Below are 17,092 nucleotides of genomic sequence, written 5' to 3'. Positions count from 1 at the left end.
TCGGTCGCGGGCGCGCCGCCCGGCCGGTCAGTCGTTCGTGGCGGCCGGGGGCATCGTCCTGAGCCGGGTCACCGGCGAGAAGAGCACGGTGAGCACGAACAGCGCGCTGGCGGCCGTGGAGACCCACAGCGCCGCCCGCACCCCGGCCACCGCCGCGATGCCGCCCGCGACCGGGCCGCCGAGCGCGCCGACGCCGAACATGACGGCGCGCACGGCGGCGTTCATCCGGCCCATCATCCGCTGCGGGGTGACCGTCTGCCGCAGGCTCATGATCAGGACGTTGACGACGCTCAGCCCCACGAAGCTCAGGAACCACGCGGCGGTGAACATGGCGTAGACCAGCCACGCCGGGCCGGAGGCCGCCGGGATCAGCAGCAACGAGGCCAGGGCCATGATCAGGGCGCCGGCGTAGACGTGCCCGATCCGCAGCCGGCTCAGCAGGCGCTGGGACATCAGCCCGCCGAGGATGCCGCCGCACGCGCCGATGGTCAGCATCAGACCGAGCACGGACGGCGGCACGTCCCGGGTGCGCACCGCGTAGACGATGAACATGGGTTGGGTGGCGGACATGAAGAAGTTCGCCATGCCGCCGACCACGGCGACCCAGCGCACGTACTGGTTCCCGGCGACGAAGCGCAGCCCCTCCACCAGCTCAGCGAGGGGCCGCCGGTCCGGCGAGCGGGCCGGCACCGCCTCCCGGGTGCGGATCATGAGGAGGGACAGCACCGAGCCGAGGAAGGTGACGGCGTTGGCGGCGATCGCGATCGGGGCGGAGAGCAGGTTCACCAGGGAGCCGGCCACGCCCGGCCCGGCGGCGTCGGCGGTCGCGGCGGTGGTGGCCAGCTTGGCGTTGGCCTCGACCAGGTAGTCCGGGTCCCGCACCAGGGTGGGCACGAACGACATCCAGCTCACGTCGAACAGGACGGCGGCCATGCCCACGCCGAAGGTGATCGCCAGCAGCAGCGGCACGGTCAGCAGGTCGAACGCGGCCAGCAGCGGGATGAGCCCGATCAGGACCATCCGGACGGTGTTCGCGCCGATCATCGCCGGGCGCCGCCGGTGGCGGTCGACCCAGACGCCGAACAGCGGGCCGAACAGCAGGTACGGCACCATCTGGAGGAAGCGCAGGACGCCCAGCTCCTCGGGCTGCGCGTTCAGCGTCATCACGGCGGTGAGCGGCAGCGCGAGCAGGGTGATCTGGGTGCCGAACAGCGACAGCGTCTCCCCGGACCAGAACTTGAGGAAGTCGCCGTCGCGCCACAGGCTCCGCCGGGGGGCGACGGCGGTCGCCTCCCGCGTGGTCACCGCAGCCCCCCGGCCGTGGTCGTCCGCGCCAGCGCCTCGGAGACGACCCGGGCGAGCCCGGACACCCCGTCGGCGTCCCACAGCGAGTGGTGGTCGCCCGGCAGCGTGACCTCGCGGACGTCGTCGACCAGCTCCGACCACCGCCGCGTCTCCGGCGGCGAGTCCCGCGCCCGGACCACCAGCACCGGGCCCGGGTGGCCGGGCGCGACCCGGTGCCGTTCGAGGGCCCGTACGTTGTTGCGGAACACCGCGAAGCGCTCGTCCAGCGTCTCGGAGTCCAGCTCGTCCGGGAGCCAGCCGCGGGCGCGCAGCGGCTCCCACGCGTCCTCCCCGGTGCCCTCCTCCTCCCACACTCGCAGCGTCTCCGCCGAGCGGTCGCGGAGCCGGTCGAGGGTGTCGGCGGCGAAGCCGGCCACGAAGCGGGCGCGGATCATCCGGTCCGTCGGCGTGGGCTCGTCCTGCGGCACGTAGGCGTCGACGAGCACGACCAGCGGGACCGGGCAGCCCCCCGACCGCAGCCGCGCGGCCGTCTCCAGCGCCAGCACACCCCCCGTCGACCAGCCGAGCAGGCACACCGGCCGGCCGTCGCGGTCCACGTCGACCAGCTCGGCGTACGCGTCGGCCAGCTCGGCGAGGCTGCCCGGGAACGCCTCGCCGCCGTCGTAGCCGGGCGCCTCGATGCCGGTCACCGGCCGGTGGTCGAGCAGCCGGGCCAGCGGCAGGTAGGTGTGGCAGGAGCCGAAGGCGGAGTGCACGCAGTACAGCGGGGGCCCGTCGCCGTCGGGGCCGAAGGGTACGAGGACGTCAGGAAGCATCGCCGGAACCCGTCCCCGCCCGCGCCGCCAGCAGGCGGTCCACCTCGGCCGCGATCACCCGCACCGAGGCGTCGACGAACATCGCGCGCACCCGCACCTTGACGCCGAAGACCTTGTTCAGCCGGCTGACCACGCGCATGGCCTGCAACGAGTTGCCGCCCACGGCGAAGAAGGCGGCGGTGGCGCTGACCCGTTCCACGTCCAGCACCGCGGCGTAGATCTCCGCGACGGCCTTCTCGGTCTCGGTCTCCGGGGCGACGTACTCGTCGGCCGGGTCGTCCAGGACGGGGGCCGGCAGCGCCTTCCGGTCGACCTTGCGGGCCGTGGTCATCGGCAGCTTGTCCATGATCACCCAGACCGAGGGGATCATGTAGTCGGGGAGCTGCTTCGCCAGGTGGGCGCGCAGGTCGGCCGGCTCGGGCACGCGCCGGTCGGCCGGCGTGGCGTACCCGACGAGCTGGTTCTCGCCCCGGCGGTCCGGCCGCAGCGCGACCGCCGCGACGCCGACGTCCTCGTGCGCGTTGAGCGCCGACTCGATCTCCTCCAGCTCGATGCGCAGGCCGCGCAGCTTCACCTGGCCGTCCCGGCGGCCGAGGAACTCCAACTGGTAGTCGCTGGTCCAGCGGACGATGTCGCCGCTGCGGTAGACCCGGCCGCCGGGGTGGAACGGGTCGTCGACGAACGCCTCGGCCGTCAGCCCCGGCTGGTTGAGGTAGCCCCGGGCCAGCCCCTCCTCGCCGCCGATCAGCAGCTCACCGGGCACCCCCCGGGGCGCCAGCCGCCCGGCGTCGTCGACCACGTACATCCGGCGGTCGGTGAACGGCGCGCCGATCGGCGGCGCGCTGCGGGCCGGGCGGTGCGGGCACTCGTAGGAGGTGCAGCCGACGGCCGCCTCGGTCGGCCCGTAGCAGTTGATCAGCCGTCGTCCGGGCAGGTTCCACTTGTTGACCGTCTCGGCGGTCACCGCCTCGCCGCCGGCCATGATCTTGCGCAGGTGCGGGTACGGCCCGCTCTCCACCAGCGCGAGCATGGTCGGCGACATGCAGATGTAGCTGACCTGCTGCGCGCGCATCAGCGCCGCGAGGGCGTCGGGCGCCGCGCCGGACTCCTTGTCGACCAGGATCAGGGTGGCCCCGGCGGTGAGACCGGCGAAGATCTCGCCCTGCGACATGTCGAAGGCCAGCGCCGCCAACTGCAACATCCGGTCGTACGGGCCGAGGTCGAACACGCGCCGGTAGGAGGCGATGAAGGACTGGAGGGCCCGGTGCTCGATCAGGACGCCCTTGGGCTGGCCGGTGGAGCCCGAGGTGTAGATGACGTACGCGAGCGAGTCGCGCCCCGCCCACTCCTCCAGCGGCCCGGCGTCGACCCCCGCCGCCGCGATGGCGTCCCACTCCGTGTCGACCTCCACGATCGACCGGGACGCCGCCTCGGGGAGCCGGTCCCGCAGCCGGCCCTGGGTCAGCACGACCGACGCGGCGGTGTCCCGGAGGAGGTACTCCAGCCGGTCGGCCGGGTGGCTGGCGTCGAGGATCGCGAACGCGGCCCCCGCCTTCAGCACGCCGAGCAGCGCGACCAGCGCGTCGAGGTCCCGCTCCATCGCCACGGCCACGATCTGCTCGTGCCGGACGCCCCGGCTGCGCAGGTAGGCCGCCACCGCGGACGCCTTGCGGTCCAGCTCCAGGTAGGTCAGGCTCGTGCCCTCGTACACGGCCGCGACGTGGTCGGGCTGCTCCTGGGCGCGCCGGGCGATCGCGGCGTGGACCGGCTCGTCCCGGTGGGCCAGCAGCTCGCCGGTGCCGGCCGCCAGCAGCGCGTCGCGCTCCTCGTCGCCGAGGACCGGGAGCTGCGAGACCCGCGTGTTCGGCTGGGCGCAGGCGGCGGTGAGCACCCGCTCCAGGTGACCGACGAAGGCCTCGACGCGCCAGGCGTCGAAGAGGTCCGTGGCGTACTCGACGCGCAGCCGCAGCCGGTCCTCGGCCTCCACGAAGGTCAGGGACAGGTCGAAGCGCGCACCGAGCGAGCCGGCCTCGATCGACTCCACCTCCACGTCGGGAAGGTCGAGGACGGTGCCGGAGGTGCGCTCGCTGAGCACCTGCACGCAGACGCCGAACAACGGGTTGCGGCCCGGGTCGCGGTGCGGGCTGACGCGGTCGACGACCCGCTGGAACGGGACGTCCTGGTTGTCGTAGGCGTCGAGCATCGTGTCGGCGAGCTGGGCCAGCAGCTCGTCGAAGGAGGGGTCGCCGGCCAGGCTGGTCCGGAGCACCACCATGTTGGTGAAGTAGCCGACCACCTCCTCCAGGTCCGGGTCGCTGCGGCCCAGCGCGGCCGTGCCCACCGGGACGTCCCGCTCGCCGGTGTAGGCCGACAGCACCACGGTGAGGGCGGTCGTCAGCACCATGGACAGCGAGACGTGCTCATCGGCGGCCAGCCGACGTGCCGCCACCAGGACGTTCGCCGGCAGGTCGACGTTGAGCCAACCGGCGGAGAAGCTCGGCTCGGCCGGACGCGGCCGGTCGCCGGGCAGCTCCAGCGGGGGCAGCCCGCTGAGCTGCTTCTCCCAGTACTGGAGCTGCTCCTCCAGCGCGCCGGTGGCCAGCTTGTCGCGCTGGCGCGCGGCGTAGTCACCGAAGCTGCCGCCCGACGCCGGGGCGGGCACCGGCTCGCCGCGCACGATCGCGGCGTAGGCGTCGGCGAGCTGCGCCAGCAGCAGGCTGGTGGACCAGCCGTCGGTCACGATGTGGTGGTAGACCTGCGCCAGCACGTGCTCGCGCGGGCCGAGCCGGAACAGCCTGAAGCGGTACAGCGGCCCGGCGACGAGGTCGAACGGCGCGGCGGCGTGCGCGGCCAGGTCGTCCCGCAGGCGGTCCTCGCGGCTCTCCGTGGGCTCGTCCGCCAGGTCGTCCACCGGCAGCGGCACCGTCGACACCGGCGCGACCACCATCGTCGGCGTGCCGTCCCCGCCGGACACGGTGCCCCGCAGCACCTCGTGCCGGGCGACGATCGCCGTCAGGGCCGCGCGCAGCGCCTCGACGTCCAGCGGTCCCCTGATCCGGTGGGTCGCCGCCACGTTGTACGTCGCCCGGCCGGGCACCATCTGCTCGAGGAACCACAACTGTTCCTGGCCCACCGACAGCGGCATACGCTCAGGGGACACCGGAGCCTTGCTCATGGTCATTGCTTCTGCTCCCAACCCTGCGGCAGCGCCCGTCCCGACCGACGTGGCGTCAACGCCCAGGTAGCGTCAAAAGTTCGCGGCTGCGTGCCTGCTGGCGGTTGAGTATGGCCAACCGGCGGGGGCGCTTATTGGACGTTCCTAACCTCCCCGGGGACACCCCGGACCGGGTTGCGCGCGTCGGCCGCGAGGTCTGCCGGGGCGCGGTTTCCGGTATCGTCGGCGCTCAACAGCCGCGCGCGTTCCCGGCGGCGGCAGGACCCAGGGAGCAAACGGGTGAGGCTTCCGTCTGACGCGATGATCGCGGCGTGGCAGCCGGCGGTGACGGGGATCGTCGAGGTCTTCCACGCCGAGTACGCCAAGCACGAGTATCCCGTCCACACGCACGACGCCTGGACCCTGTTGATCATCGATGGCGGTGCGGTGCACTACCAACTGGACCATCGGGAGCACACCGCCTTCGGCACCACGATCACCCTGCTGCCGCCGTACCTGCCGCACGACGGGCGCGTCGCCGCGCCGGAGGGCCTGCGCAAGCGCGTGCTCTACCTGGACGGGAGCCTGCTGGACGAGGCGCTGGTGGGGCCGGCCGCCGACGATCCCGAGCTGCGCGACCCCCTGCTGCGGACCCGGGTCGGCCAGTTGCACGACCTGCTCGCCGAGGGCGGGGACGACCTGGAGGCGCAGTGCCGGTTGGCCCTCATCGGCGAGCGGCTGCGCGCCCACCTGCGCGGCGGAAGCACCGAGCCGCGCGTACGCCGCGAAGCCCGGTTGGCCCTGCGCCTGCGCGAGCTGCTCGACGAGCACACCGCCGAGGGCGTACGGCTGGACGAGGCCGCCGAGCTGCTCCAGGCGCACCCGGTCCACCTGATCCGGGCGTTCCGCCGGGAGTACGGCCTGCCGCCGCACCGCTACCTCACCGGCCGCCGGGTGGAACACGCCCGGCGGCTCCTCCTCGCCGGGACTCCCCCGGCCGACGCGGCCACGGCGGTCGGGTTCTACGACCAGTCGCACCTGTGCCGGCACTTCAAGCAACTGGTCGGGGTCAGCCCCGCCTACTACGCCCGGCTGAGCCAGGGCGTCACCCGACCTCCTTCACGTCGAACCTCGCCAGCAGGCTGAGCGCGTCGTCCTCCAGGGCGCGGAAACCGGCCCGCCGGGCGGTCTCCAGCGCCCTCTCGGCCAGCGCCCGGTCCGTGGCGTCGCCCCAGTCGGCGCGCATCCTGATCAGCCCCAACACGGCCAGCGTCCGCTGATAGGGGATGTTGGCCGCCGACGCGACGGCGTACGCGATCTCGTACTGGCGCAACGCCTCGTCGCCGCGCAGGCCGAGCGCGTAGGCCTCCGCGAGGGCGGTGTACGCGTCCGCCTTGGTGCGGTGGTCGCCGAACTCCAGGCTGATGGCGATGGCGGCCCGGGCGGACTCGATCGCCGCGTCCACCCCGCCGGCGGCGCACCTGATCCGCGCCAGGGTGGTCAACGCGGCGGCCTGGCCCAGTTGGTTGCCGCTCTCGCGGTGCATCGCCAGGCCGCGCTCGGCGTGGTAGGCGGCGGCGGACGGGTCGCCGAGGGCGTGGTGGACGGCGCCCATGCTCGTCAGCGTGCTCGCCTGACCGGGCGGCGAGCCGATCTCCGTGTACAGGGTGTGGGCGGCGGCGTAGCAGCCCACGGCCTCGTCGAGGTCGTTCATCAGCCGGTGGACGTCGCCCAGGTTCTCCAGGTTCACCGCCGTGCCCACCAGGCTCCCCGCCCGCTGGTTCGCCTCCAACGCCTGGGTGAACTGCTCCCGGGCCTCCCTCAGCCGGCCGATGTCGGCGTAGACGACGCCGAAGTTGCACAGGGCCGCCGTGTGGCCTTCGAGCCAGTTGCCCTCCGCGCTCAGGGCCCTGGCCTTGGCGAGGTGCTCGAGCGCCTCCTCGAACCGGCTGATGCTGTGGCACGCCTGGGCGAGGCTGTGATGCGCGGCGGCCTGCCCGAGCAGGTCGCCGTTGATCGCCGCCGCCGCCAGGCCGGTCTCGGCCAGCGCGAACCAGTCCCGGAACGGCTGCTGGAGCCCGAGATACCCGCGCAGCCAGTCCGCGAGCAGCCAGGCGGGCTCGTGCAGCCCGTTGGTCATGGCGCGCTCCGCCACGGTCACCAGGTTCTCCCGCTCGGCGTCCAGCCAGGCTTTGGCCTGCCGATGGTCGGTGAAGGCGACCGGGGCGTGGACCGGGCGGTCCGGCAGCCGGGGCAGCCGGAAGACCTGCGGATAGAGGATCTTGGCGGCTGCGTCGACGACCGCCAGGTAGAACTCGCAGAGGCGGCGCAGCGCCTGACGCCGCTCGCCGTCGCCGATTTCCGTTGCGCACCGCCGCTGGGCGTAGAGCCGCAACAGGTCGTGGAAGGTGTGCCGGTTGCCCGCGACGGGTTGGATCATGTGCATGGCGGCGAGCTGGTCCAGCGACCGGTCGGCGTCCTCGGTGGAGAGCCCCGTGAGCGCCGCGACGGGCGCGGTGGAGAAGTCCGGGCCGGCGAACGCGCCGACCAGGCCGAACAGCCGACGCGCGGTCTCGGGCAGCGCCTCGTAGGAGAGGTCGAACGCCGCCTGCACGGCGATCCGGTCGTCGTCGGCCACGGCCAGCGCGTTCAGCCGGTCCCCCGCGTACAGCGCCGCGACGAAGTCGGCGAGCCGCTGGTCCGGCCGGTCCGACAGGCGTGCCGCACTGATCCGCAGCGCGAGCGGAAGACAGCCGCAGGCGGTCGCGAGGTCGCGCAGCGCCGGGTCGTCGGCGGAGTAGTCGTCCCCGAGCAGGCCGGACAGCAGCTCGACCGCCTCCGGCTCGGTCATGACGTCGAGGTTGAGCCGCCGGGCACCGTCCCACGCCACCAGCCGGCTCAACCGGTTGCGGCTGGTCACCAGGACCAGGCAGCCCACGGAGCCGAGCAGCAGGGGCCTGACCTGGTCGGCCGAGGCGGCGTTGTCCAACAGCACGAGGATCCGCTTGTCGGCGGCGATCGACCGGAAGAGCGCGGCGGCGTCGTCCAGGTCGATCGGCACCTCCTGCCGGGGCACACCGAGGGTCTGCAGGAACCGCGCGAGCACCTCCGCCGGCTGCTGCATCGGCATCTGGCCCGAGAAGCCGTGCAGGTTGACGTAGAGCTGCCCGTCGGGGAACCGCTCCCGAACCTGGTGCGCCCAGTGCGCCGCGAGGGTCGTCTTGCCGACACCCGCCGCACCGGAGATCACGATGGTCCGCTGCCCGGAGTCGAGGAACCTGTCCAGGCGCTGAAGGTGGTCGGCGCGTCCGGTGAACCCCGGGGCGTAGGCGGGCAGTTGGGCCGGCACCGGCGTCTCCGGCCGGGCCTTCGGCTCGTCCTCCGGTGGTCGCCGCCGCCCGTCGGCGGTGCCCATCAGAATGGCCATGTGCAGTTCCTGGAGCGCTTTTCCGGGGTCGGAGCCCAGTTCCTGGGCCAGATGCTTTCGGGTTCGGTCGTACCAGTCCAGGGCTTCGGCGGTGCGGCCGGTGCGGTGGAGCGCGCGCATCAATTCGTAAACGAGCGATTCGGCGAGGGGCCGGGAGGGGACCAGCATTGTGAGCTGGGAGATGACGCTTTCCGGCCGGTCGAGGTCGAGTTCGGTCGCCGCCCACATAGCCGCCGCGGTGGTCCGCTGGATTTCCCAGGAATGCCGCATGTTGGCAGCCCATATGGTGTCCAGGCCGGCCAGCGGGGCACCACGCCACAGGCGCAACGCCTCGCCGAGCGCCGCCGCCCGACGGTCCCGCGACACGTCTGCCGCGCCGCCTTCCGCGACGAGGTCCTGAAAGCGCAGCACGTCCACCCGGTCACGGGGCACGTGCAGCGCATAACCCGTGCTCATCCGCTCCAGAAAGACCTGCTCCGAGGCCATGTCGGCCAGCAGCCCCCGCAGCCGCGACAGGTGGGCGTACAGGGCGCTGCGCGCCCCCTTGGGCGGCCGGTCCCACACCCGGGCCGCCAACTCCTCCAACGGGACCGGCCTGCCGGCGTCGACCAGCAGGGCCGCCAATACGGCCCGCTGCTGCGCTGGACCGAGTTCCATGTGGCGGTCCTCCACGCTTGCCGTCATCGGTCCCAGCATTCTGATGTAGATGCTGCATTCCCCCCGCGCTGGCATGCGTTTCGACTGCTGCGGCCCGGCCTCGACCATTGTGGCCCGCCACACTTCCCACGGCAAGGGAATCTCGTAATGATCATTCCGAATGGGCTGTCACCTCTCGTCCGCCGCTGGAACAACGGCGACACGACTGTTTCAAGTCCACAATGTGGTCGGGAACGACGTGGGGTCAGGCCACGTCCGGGCGGACCGAGGCGAATCAGCCAACCGGCTTGAACCTGCTCACTGTCCCAGTCCTCGACGGCGGCTCTATGGTGCGGGGTCACGGAGGTCCTCATGCGATGATGTGTCGCGGGGTGGTGAGCCGGATGGTGCTGCTGGCTTCGCAGTGTTGGAGCTGCCGACACTATGTGTCGGGGTTGTTCGGTGCCGTTGGCCGTCCGCACTGTGCGGCGTTTCCGGAGGGCATCCCGCACGAGGTCATCCGCGGCTCGGTCGACCACCGCGAGCCGTACCCGGGCGACAACGGCATCCGGTGGGAGTCCAACGGCCGGCCGTGGCTGGACTTGCCGCCCGAACTACGCGACCTCCTCGGCCTGTAGCGGACAGATGTCGGGTCGCACCTGCCGCAGTCTCGCCCAGCGGCCAACAGCGAGATCACGTTATGCGGTGGGGCGGACGGGACTCGAACCCGTGACCGAGGGATTATGAGTCCCCTGCTCTAACCCGCTGAGCTACCGCCCCGCTACCGCGCCGGATCGTAACCCGTCCGGTCGATCACCGGCCAGCGCGAAACAGCGCCCCCGCTGGGCGGCAACCGGCCGCCCAGCACGATAGGCTACGCGAGGATAACAGCACGCAGCCGCCCCCGAAGCCCCTCAGCTTCCGGCCCCGCCCGGGGCGGGCCCCGGGGGAAAGGACGGCGTCAGCCAGCGCGGAGGCCAGGCGCGAGAAGCGCCCGCCGACGGGGCCGACGGGCGCGGGGTGGAGCCTGGCTCCCCCGTTTGGACTCGAACCAAAAACCTGCCGGTTAACAGCCGGCTGCTCTGCCAATTGAGCTACGGGGGACCGCTTGCGTCACCTGGCTTCGGATCTCTCCGGCGCCCGGCGACGGCACAAGAGTACAGGACTCCCCGGGGGTTTGGTCCAGCGGGTTGCCACCGCTTCCCCGTTCGATCCTGGGCACCGCGCGAAACGCCGTTAAGCGGACAATTCGCCATCCGGGCACAACCAGGCATGAGCGCAGAGCAGGATGGGTAGTTAGCTGCCGACAGAAGACGCAGGCGCGAAACGACTCGTCGCCCACGGGGTCCGCCCCGGGGAGGCGACGGCGCGTCAGGTACGAGAGGAGCCGCCATGCGCGGAAAGATCATGTTTCTTGGCGGGCTGGCTGCGGGATTCGTCCTGGGCGCCCGTGCGGGCCGGGAGAAGTACGAGGAGCTGGTCGTCCGGGGCCGCAAGGTGCTCGACCACCCGACCGTCCAGGAGGCGGCCGGGGTCGCGCAGACCCAGGCCAACCGCCTCTACAGCGAGGGCAAGGACAAGCTCAGCCAGTCGAAGCTGGGCGAGAAGCTCGGCACCAACGGCAGCGACAGCGGCAAGCGCGACCTGACCGACGCCGACAAGCCGTTCGCCGGCACGCCGGCCTCGGTCGGGGCGAAGACGGGCGGCACCGGCTCCACGGCGTCGACCGGCGCCACCCCGAGCACTGCCGCCCGCCCCAAGCCGTCCGGCACGGGGACCAACGGCAGCAGCACCGTCTGACGGACCATCCGCGCGGTCCCATTCGACCGCTCGGACAACGGGCCGGCCGCCTTCGGGCAGCCGGCCCGTTTCCCTTTTCCCGACCGCGACCGTCGGTCCCCCCGACCGGGCCGCATCCCGTTCTGCCCCCTACCTCTCCCGGTCGCTGGTCACGCCATCCGGGCGGTGCGGACGAAACGGTGACACGGACGAAACGGCGACACCGGACGACACGGCGACACGGCGACACGAGCAGCCCGGACGACACCGGCGACGCGGACCGCACAACGGCCCCGCCCCGCCTCGGGGGCCGAGACGGGGCGGGGGCAGGGCAGGCTGTCGGGAGGGCCGGTCGGCTCAGCGGCGCGCGGCGGCGTTGCGCTTCTTCTTCAGCTTGCGGTCGTCGCGCAGCTCGACGTACGGCTCGACGTCGGCCGGGTGCCCGGCGGAGATCGCCCGGCTGCGCTCCAGTTCGGCGTCGAACTCCGCGCCGAGCAGGATCGCGATGTTGGTCAGCCAGAGCCAGACCAGGAAGATGATCACGCCGGCCAGCGCCCCGTACGTCTTGTTGTACGAGCCGAAGTTGCTGACGTAGAAGGCGAACAGGCCGGAGATCAGCAGCCAGATCACCACGGCCAGCACTCCACCGGGGCTGACCCAGCGGAACCCGCCGTGGCGGGCGTTCGGCGAGGCCCAGTAGAGGATCGCGAACATCAGGCTGACCAGCACCAGCAGCACCGGCCACTTGGCGATGTTCCACACCGTGACGGCGGTCGAGCCGATCCCGATGGCGCTGCCCGCCTCCTCGGCGAGCTGCCCGGTGAACACGACGATCACCGCGCTGGCCAGCAGCAGCACGCCGACGAGGGCGGTCACCCCGACCCGGATCGGCAGGGTCTTCCAGATCGGCCGGCCCTCGGGCACGTCGTAGATGCTGTTGGAGGCCCGCATGAACGCGGCGATGTACCCGGAGGCGGACCAGAAGGCCGCGAGCAGACCGATGACGGCGGCCACGCTGGCCAGCCCGCCGGCGTTGGTGGCCTGGTCGATCGCGGCCGAGATGATCTGCCGGATGTTCCCCTCCGGCACCGCCTGGTTGACGGTGTCCCGGACCCCCTCGGTGGCGCTCGGGCCGAGCAGGCCGAGCAGCGAGATGAGCACGAGCACGCCGGGGAAGATCGACAGCACGCCGTAGTAGGTCAGGGCCGCCGCCCAGTCGGTCAGGCTGTCGTCCTGGAACTCCCGGACGGTGCGCTTCAGCGCCGCCTTCCAGCCCGTGCTCGACAGCTCGGTGGGGCTGTCCGGCCCCTCGTCCGGACCTACCGGGCGGTTGCGCGCCGGGCCGTGCCGCTCGCGCGCGGCGTCACCGGGCTCGCGGTCGCGACCGGCCGCCGCGCGGTCCGCGGCGCTGCGGCCGGCCGCCGAACCGTCGGCGGCGCGGCGGTCGACGGCGCCGCGATGGGCCGCGTCGGAGACGCCGTCTCGTGGTCGGGCCGCGGTCGCGGTGCGGGCGTCGTCACGGTCGCGCCCGGACCGGGCGGAAGTCTCGTCGGAGGCCACTGCCCCTCCCTCATGGTCGTGGTGTCCGCCAGGGACATGCCCAGGGAGGGTGGCGGCTAACCAGCAGCCGGTGCCGTCAGAGGTCGGCGGGGGCGGTGGCCGCGCGGGCGGCGGCGACCAGGCGGTCGGTCTCGGCGACCACCGGCGCGTCGTCGACCGGGGTGCCGGGGTCGTAGCGGACCGTCCAGGCGAGACCGTTCACGCCGGGCACCCGGCGGGCGGCGATCCGGGCGGCGCCGCCGGGCACCGGTTGGTGCTGGGTGTACGCGACCGAGCGGGTCACCCGCGCCCGCACCTGGTGCGGCAGCTCCCTCGGCTGGAGCAGCAGGTACGTCTCGGCGGGGCAGTCGGCCACCACCTCGTACCCGTCGCGCTCGGCGACCCGGTCGGCCGGGGTGACGGTCAGCTCCCGGCCCGACCAGACCGCCTTGAGCAGGTCGTGCCAGCCCAGCCGGTGGCCCCGCCCCGGCAGCCAGAGGCCGAGGTTGGTGGCGACCAGCACCCCGTCGCCCTCGCCGTTGCCGGCGGCGGCCCAGGCGAGCACGCGCTCGTCGTCGGCCAGCGGCGGGCGGGCCGCCGGGGGGAGCTTCGGCTTGCGGTCGAAGAGTCCCATCACAGCCCTCCCGCGGCCTGCTCGCGCAGCGCCCGTGCGTGCTGCTCCAGCGACAGCAGCTCCCCGAACAGCGCGAAGTACTCGTCCTTGTTGCTGACCGGGTTGATCCGCTGGACCTTCGACTTGAGGTCCCGGATCCGGCCGGTCACCGAGCCCCACTGCAACTGGGCCAGCAGCACCGAGACGTACCTCGGGTCGGGCTCGCCGTCGATGCGCAGCGGCTCCACGGCCAGCTCGCCGACCAGGGCCCGGGCGGCGAGGTCGTCGCACGCCTCGCGGACCGCCTCGACCCAGAGCACGCCCTGGGTGGCCGCGGCGGCCCCGCCGGCCGCCGCCATCGCCTCCCGCACCGCCGCGTGCACGGGGTGGCGGTACTCCGTCGCCTCGACGGCGTCGAACATCGGGCCGGCCAGCACCGGCTCCTGGAGGGCGAGCTTCAGCGCCTCCCGCTCCACCAGCGACTGCGGGCTGTCGGCGGCGGGGGCGGGCCGGGCGGCGCGGGCCGGCGCGCCGCCCGCCTGACCGGCGGGCTGGGCGTTGGCGGCGGCCAGCACGGCCCGCTGCACCGGCTCGATCTCCATGCCGAGGTCGCCGGCGAGCTTGCGGACGTACTCGGGACGCTTCTCCCGGTCCTTGATCTTCGCGACGAGGGGGGCGGCGCGGCGCATGGCCTCCACCCGGCCGTCGACGGTGTCGAGGTCGTACCGGCCGATCGCGTGGCGCAGCGCGAAGTCGACCAGCGGCTCGCGGCGGGCGACCAGGTCGCGGACCGCGAGATCGCCCTTCGCCAGGCGCAGGTCGCACGGGTCCATGTCGTCGGGGCCGACCGCGATGAAGGTACGCCCGACGAAGCGCTGGTCGTCCTCGAAGGCCCGCAGCGCGGCCTTCTGGCCGGCGGCGTCCCCGTCGAAGGTGAAGATGATCTCCCCGGCCCGTTCGTCGCTGTCGAACAGCACCCGGCGCAGCACCGAGATGTGGTCCGCGCCGAAGGCCGTGCCGCAGGTCGCCACCGCCGTCGGCACGCCCGCGAGGTGGCAGGCCATGACGTCGGTGTAGCCCTCGACGACGACCACCTTGCCCTGCTTGGCGATCTCCCGCTTGGCCTGGTCGATGCCGTAGAGGACGTGCGACTTCTTGTAGATCGGCGTCTCGGGGGTGTTCAGGTACTTCGGGCCGTCGTCGTCGTCGAAGAGCTTGCGGGCCCCGAAGCCGATCGGGTCGCCGGTGATGTCCCGGATCGGCCACATCAGCCGGCGACGGAACCGGTCGATGAGCGTGCCCGAGCGCGACGGCCGGGACAGCCCGGCGGTGACCAGCTCATCGTGGCTGAAGCCCTGCTGGCGCAGGTGCTTGGTGAGCAGGTCCCAGGCGTCCGGGGCGAAGCCGCAGCCGTACCGCTGCGCGGCGGTGCGGTCGAAGCCGCGCTGGGCGAGGAACTCCCGGGCCGGGCGGGCGCCGGCCGTGGTGAGCTGGGCCTGGTAGAACTCGACGGCGGCGGCGTGGGCGGCGACCAGGCGCTGCCGCTGCCCCTGCTGCGGGCGGGCGCGGGGGGCGGAGTGGTCGCCCTCGACGTACCGGAGCTGGAGGCCGGCGCGGGCGGCGAGCCGCTCGACGGACTCGACGAAGCTGAGGTGGTCGGCGTCCATCAGGAACTTGATCGCGTCGCCGCCGGCCCCGCAGCCGAAGCAGTACCAGACGTTGCGGGCGGGCGAGACGTTGAACGAGGGGCTCTTCTCGTCGTGGAACGGGCACAGCCCCTTGAGGTTGCCGCCGCCGGCCGACCGGAGGGTCACCGTCTCCGAGATGACCTCCGCGATCGAGGTGCGCTCCCGGACCAGCGCGATGTCCTCGTCCCGGATCCGCCCAGCCATGCGCCACCCCCCTCGGCCCTACATCCTGCCCTGCGGGCGACGACGATCCGGCGTCGGGGGGATGCCGGGCGGCGGCGATGCCACCTCGGGGGATGCCGGGCGGCGCGCGCGGCGGGTCAGCGGGGCCGGCGGCGCAGGTAGCGGGTGACCGGCGGGGCCTCCTCCTCGTACGACCGGGCGGCGCGCACGGCTGCGGCCAGCCCGTACCGGCGGCCCCCGCCGGCCTGGGGGCGGACGGCGGGGTCGCGGGACAGGTCGCGGAGCAGCGCCACGGCGAGACCCAGCAGCACCACCAGGAACGGCAGCGCGACCAGGATGGTGGCCTGTTGCAGCGCGTCGAGCCCACCGGCGAGCAGCAGCGCGGCGGCGACGGCGCCGACGAGCACGCCCCAGAGCACCACCAGCAGCCGGTGCGGTCGCAGCGCGCCCCGGGAGGTCAGCGAGCCGAGCACCAGCGACGCCGAGTCGGCGCTGGTGACGAAGTAGAGCGCGATCAGCACCATGGCGAGCACGCTGGTCACCGCCGCCAGGGGCAGCGCGTCCAGCAGCCCGAACAGCGCCTGCTCGGTGCCGGCGGTCACGTCGGCGACCAGGTCGCGGGTGCCGGTGGCCTGGGTGCGCAGCGCGGTGCCCCCCATGATGGCGAACCAGACCGCGCTGGCGCCGCTGGGCACGAGCAGGACGCCGGTGAGGAACTGCCGTACCGTACGCCCCCGGGAGATGCGCGCGATGAAGGTGCCGACGAACGGGGCCCAGGAGATCCACCACGCCCAGTAGAAGATCGTCCAGGCGCCCAGCCACGCCGGGTCGGTGAAGGCCCCGGTCCGGGTCGACATGACCACCAGGTTGCTCAGGTAGTCGCCGACGGCGGCGGGCAGCACCTCCAGCGTGTAGACCGTGGGGCCGAGCACGAAGACGAAGAGCATCAGCAGCACGGCGAGGCCCACGTTGATGGTGGAGAGCCACTTGACCCCCCGGTGCAGCCCGGAGAAGGCGGAGGCGACGAAGGCCAGGGTCAGCGCGCCGATCACGACCAGCTCCAGCGCCCGGGTGTCCGCGACCCCCGCCACCAGGTCGAGGCCGGCGGCGACCTGGAGCGCGCCGAGGCCGAGGCTGGTGGCGGTGCCGAACACCGTGGCGAAGACGGCCAGCAGGTCCACCGCCCGCCCGGCCGCCCCGTCGGCCCGCGCGCCTAACAGCGGGTGGAAGGCCGCCGAGATGCGGTTGTCCCGGCCCCGGCGGAACGTCGAGTACGCCAGCGCGAGCGCGGCGATCGCGTAGATCCCCCACGGGTGCAGGGTCCAGTGGAACAGCGTGTACCGCATGGCCGCCGAGCCGGCCGCGCCGGTCTGTGGCTCCAGCCCGCTGCCCGGGGGCGGGCTGGCGTAGTGCTGGATCGGTTCGGCCACCGCGAAGAAGACCAGGCCGATGCCCATGCCGGCGCTGAACATCATGGCGGTCCAGGCCAGGGTGCTGAACTCCGGCGTCTCGTCGTCGGCCCCGAGCCGGATCCGGCCGAACCGCGACAGCGCGAGCACCACGGCGAGCACCAGGAAGGCGTCCGCGCCGACCACGAAGAACCAGCCGAAGGTGTCGATCGTCCAGGCCAGGCCGGACTCGCCGAAGCGGGCCAGCGAGCCCCGGGCCAGCACCCCCCAGGCCACGACGGCGAGCACCCCGGCGACGCTCGCGCCGAGCAGCACCGGGTCGGGGCCGCGGCTCGCCCCGGGCACGTCCTGCTCCTGACCTGTCATGGGCACCTCCGCTGCCCATCCTGATCCGAGCCGGTGTCGGCCGGCGCGCGAATGGTCGATTCCGCGCCGACCGATGCGGTACGCGGCCCCCCGGGCTGCCTAACCCCCGGGCTGCCCGACCCCCGGCCGGCGCCGTCCCCGGGCTCGCGGCCCTCGGCCGGCGCGACCGCGCTCCGGG

General features: G+C 73.3%; 11 protein-coding genes and 2 tRNA genes. 3 read left to right on the top strand and 10 right to left on the bottom strand.

From position 1 onward, the window contains the following. Positions 1-27: 27 nt before the first annotated feature. The 3 genes from LPU43_RS22565 to LPU43_RS22555 are packed head-to-tail and all read right to left on the bottom strand — an operon-like array spanning position 28 to position 5,265. Entirely contained in the window at positions 28-1,305 is a 1,278-nt protein-coding gene (locus tag LPU43_RS22565) for an MFS transporter (RefSeq protein WP_229402495.1), read from the bottom strand. Next, positions 1,302-2,120 carry a thioesterase domain-containing protein gene (locus LPU43_RS22560; RefSeq protein WP_229402494.1) on the bottom strand — a complete coding sequence of 273 codons (819 nt, stop codon included), beginning with the start codon at positions 2,118-2,120 and terminating at the stop codon, positions 1,302-1,304. The genes LPU43_RS22565 and LPU43_RS22560 overlap by 4 nt, the downstream gene beginning before the upstream one ends. Further along, a complete protein-coding gene (locus LPU43_RS22555) occupies positions 2,110-5,265 on the bottom strand; it encodes a non-ribosomal peptide synthetase (RefSeq protein WP_229402493.1) in 3,156 nt (1,051 codons plus the stop codon). Before LPU43_RS22555 ends, LPU43_RS22560 begins: the two co-directional genes overlap by 11 nt. Positions 5,266-5,574: 309 nt before the next feature. Here LPU43_RS22555 and LPU43_RS22550 point away from each other — a divergent pair, with 309 nt between their 5' ends. Next, entirely contained in the window at positions 5,575-6,420 is an 846-nt protein-coding gene (locus tag LPU43_RS22550; RefSeq protein WP_229402492.1) for a helix-turn-helix transcriptional regulator, read from the top strand. Here the strand turns inward: LPU43_RS22550 and LPU43_RS22545 are convergent. After that, positions 6,380-9,358: an AfsR/SARP family transcriptional regulator gene (locus LPU43_RS22545; RefSeq protein WP_229402491.1), complete on the bottom strand. Its 2,979-nt coding sequence runs from the start codon at positions 9,356-9,358 to the stop codon at positions 6,380-6,382. The genes LPU43_RS22550 and LPU43_RS22545 overlap by 41 nt on opposite strands. A gap of 383 nt (positions 9,359-9,741) precedes the next feature. On the opposite strand from LPU43_RS22545, the gene LPU43_RS22540 reads away from it, so the two are divergent. Further along, complete coding sequence (locus LPU43_RS22540; protein ID WP_229402490.1) at positions 9,742-9,975, top strand: hypothetical protein; 234 nt, start codon at positions 9,742-9,744, stop codon at positions 9,973-9,975. 68 nt (positions 9,976-10,043) lie between these two features. Here the strand turns inward: LPU43_RS22540 and LPU43_RS22535 are convergent. Both LPU43_RS22535 and LPU43_RS22530 read right to left on the bottom strand, forming a co-directional pair. Further along, positions 10,044-10,117 (bottom strand) — tRNA-Ile (locus LPU43_RS22535). Between the two features lie 248 nt (positions 10,118-10,365). Next, positions 10,366-10,441: transfer RNA gene (locus LPU43_RS22530), tRNA-Asn, on the bottom strand. A gap of 288 nt (positions 10,442-10,729) precedes the next feature. Between LPU43_RS22530 and LPU43_RS22525 the strand changes: the two genes are divergently transcribed. Then, complete coding sequence (locus LPU43_RS22525) at positions 10,730-11,137, top strand: hypothetical protein (protein ID WP_229402489.1); 408 nt, start codon at positions 10,730-10,732, stop codon at positions 11,135-11,137. Between the two features lie 336 nt (positions 11,138-11,473). On the opposite strand, the gene LPU43_RS22520 is transcribed toward LPU43_RS22525, so the two are convergent. The 4 genes from LPU43_RS22520 to LPU43_RS22505 all read right to left on the bottom strand — a co-directional run bounded on the left by LPU43_RS22520 (position 11,474) and on the right by LPU43_RS22505 (position 16,914). After that, on the bottom strand, positions 11,474-12,676 hold the full coding sequence (locus LPU43_RS22520) for a YihY/virulence factor BrkB family protein (protein WP_373321786.1): 1,203 nt from the start codon (positions 12,674-12,676) through the stop codon (positions 11,474-11,476). A gap of 76 nt (positions 12,677-12,752) precedes the next feature. Beyond that, complete coding sequence (locus LPU43_RS22515; protein ID WP_229402488.1) at positions 12,753-13,289, bottom strand: hypothetical protein; 537 nt, start codon at positions 13,287-13,289, stop codon at positions 12,753-12,755. After that, positions 13,289-15,160 carry a DNA primase gene (gene dnaG / locus LPU43_RS22510; RefSeq protein ID WP_229402487.1) on the bottom strand — a complete coding sequence of 624 codons (1,872 nt, stop codon included), beginning with the start codon at positions 15,158-15,160 and terminating at the stop codon, positions 13,289-13,291. The genes LPU43_RS22515 and dnaG overlap by 1 nt, the downstream gene beginning before the upstream one ends. 116 nt (positions 15,161-15,276) lie before the next feature. After that, the gene (locus LPU43_RS22505; protein ID WP_229402486.1) at positions 15,277-16,914 is read right to left on the bottom strand and encodes a BCCT family transporter; all 1,638 of its coding nucleotides are present in this window, start codon (positions 16,912-16,914) and stop codon (positions 15,277-15,279) included. Positions 16,915-17,092: the final 178 nt, after the last annotated feature.

This window comes from Micromonospora okii, assembly GCF_020884795.1.
In the GTDB taxonomy this organism is placed as follows: Bacteria; Actinomycetota; Actinomycetes; order Mycobacteriales; family Micromonosporaceae; genus Micromonospora; species Micromonospora okii.
Note: the sequence above shows the minus strand (reverse complement) of the source record. Positions and strands in the feature narration are given on the sequence as shown.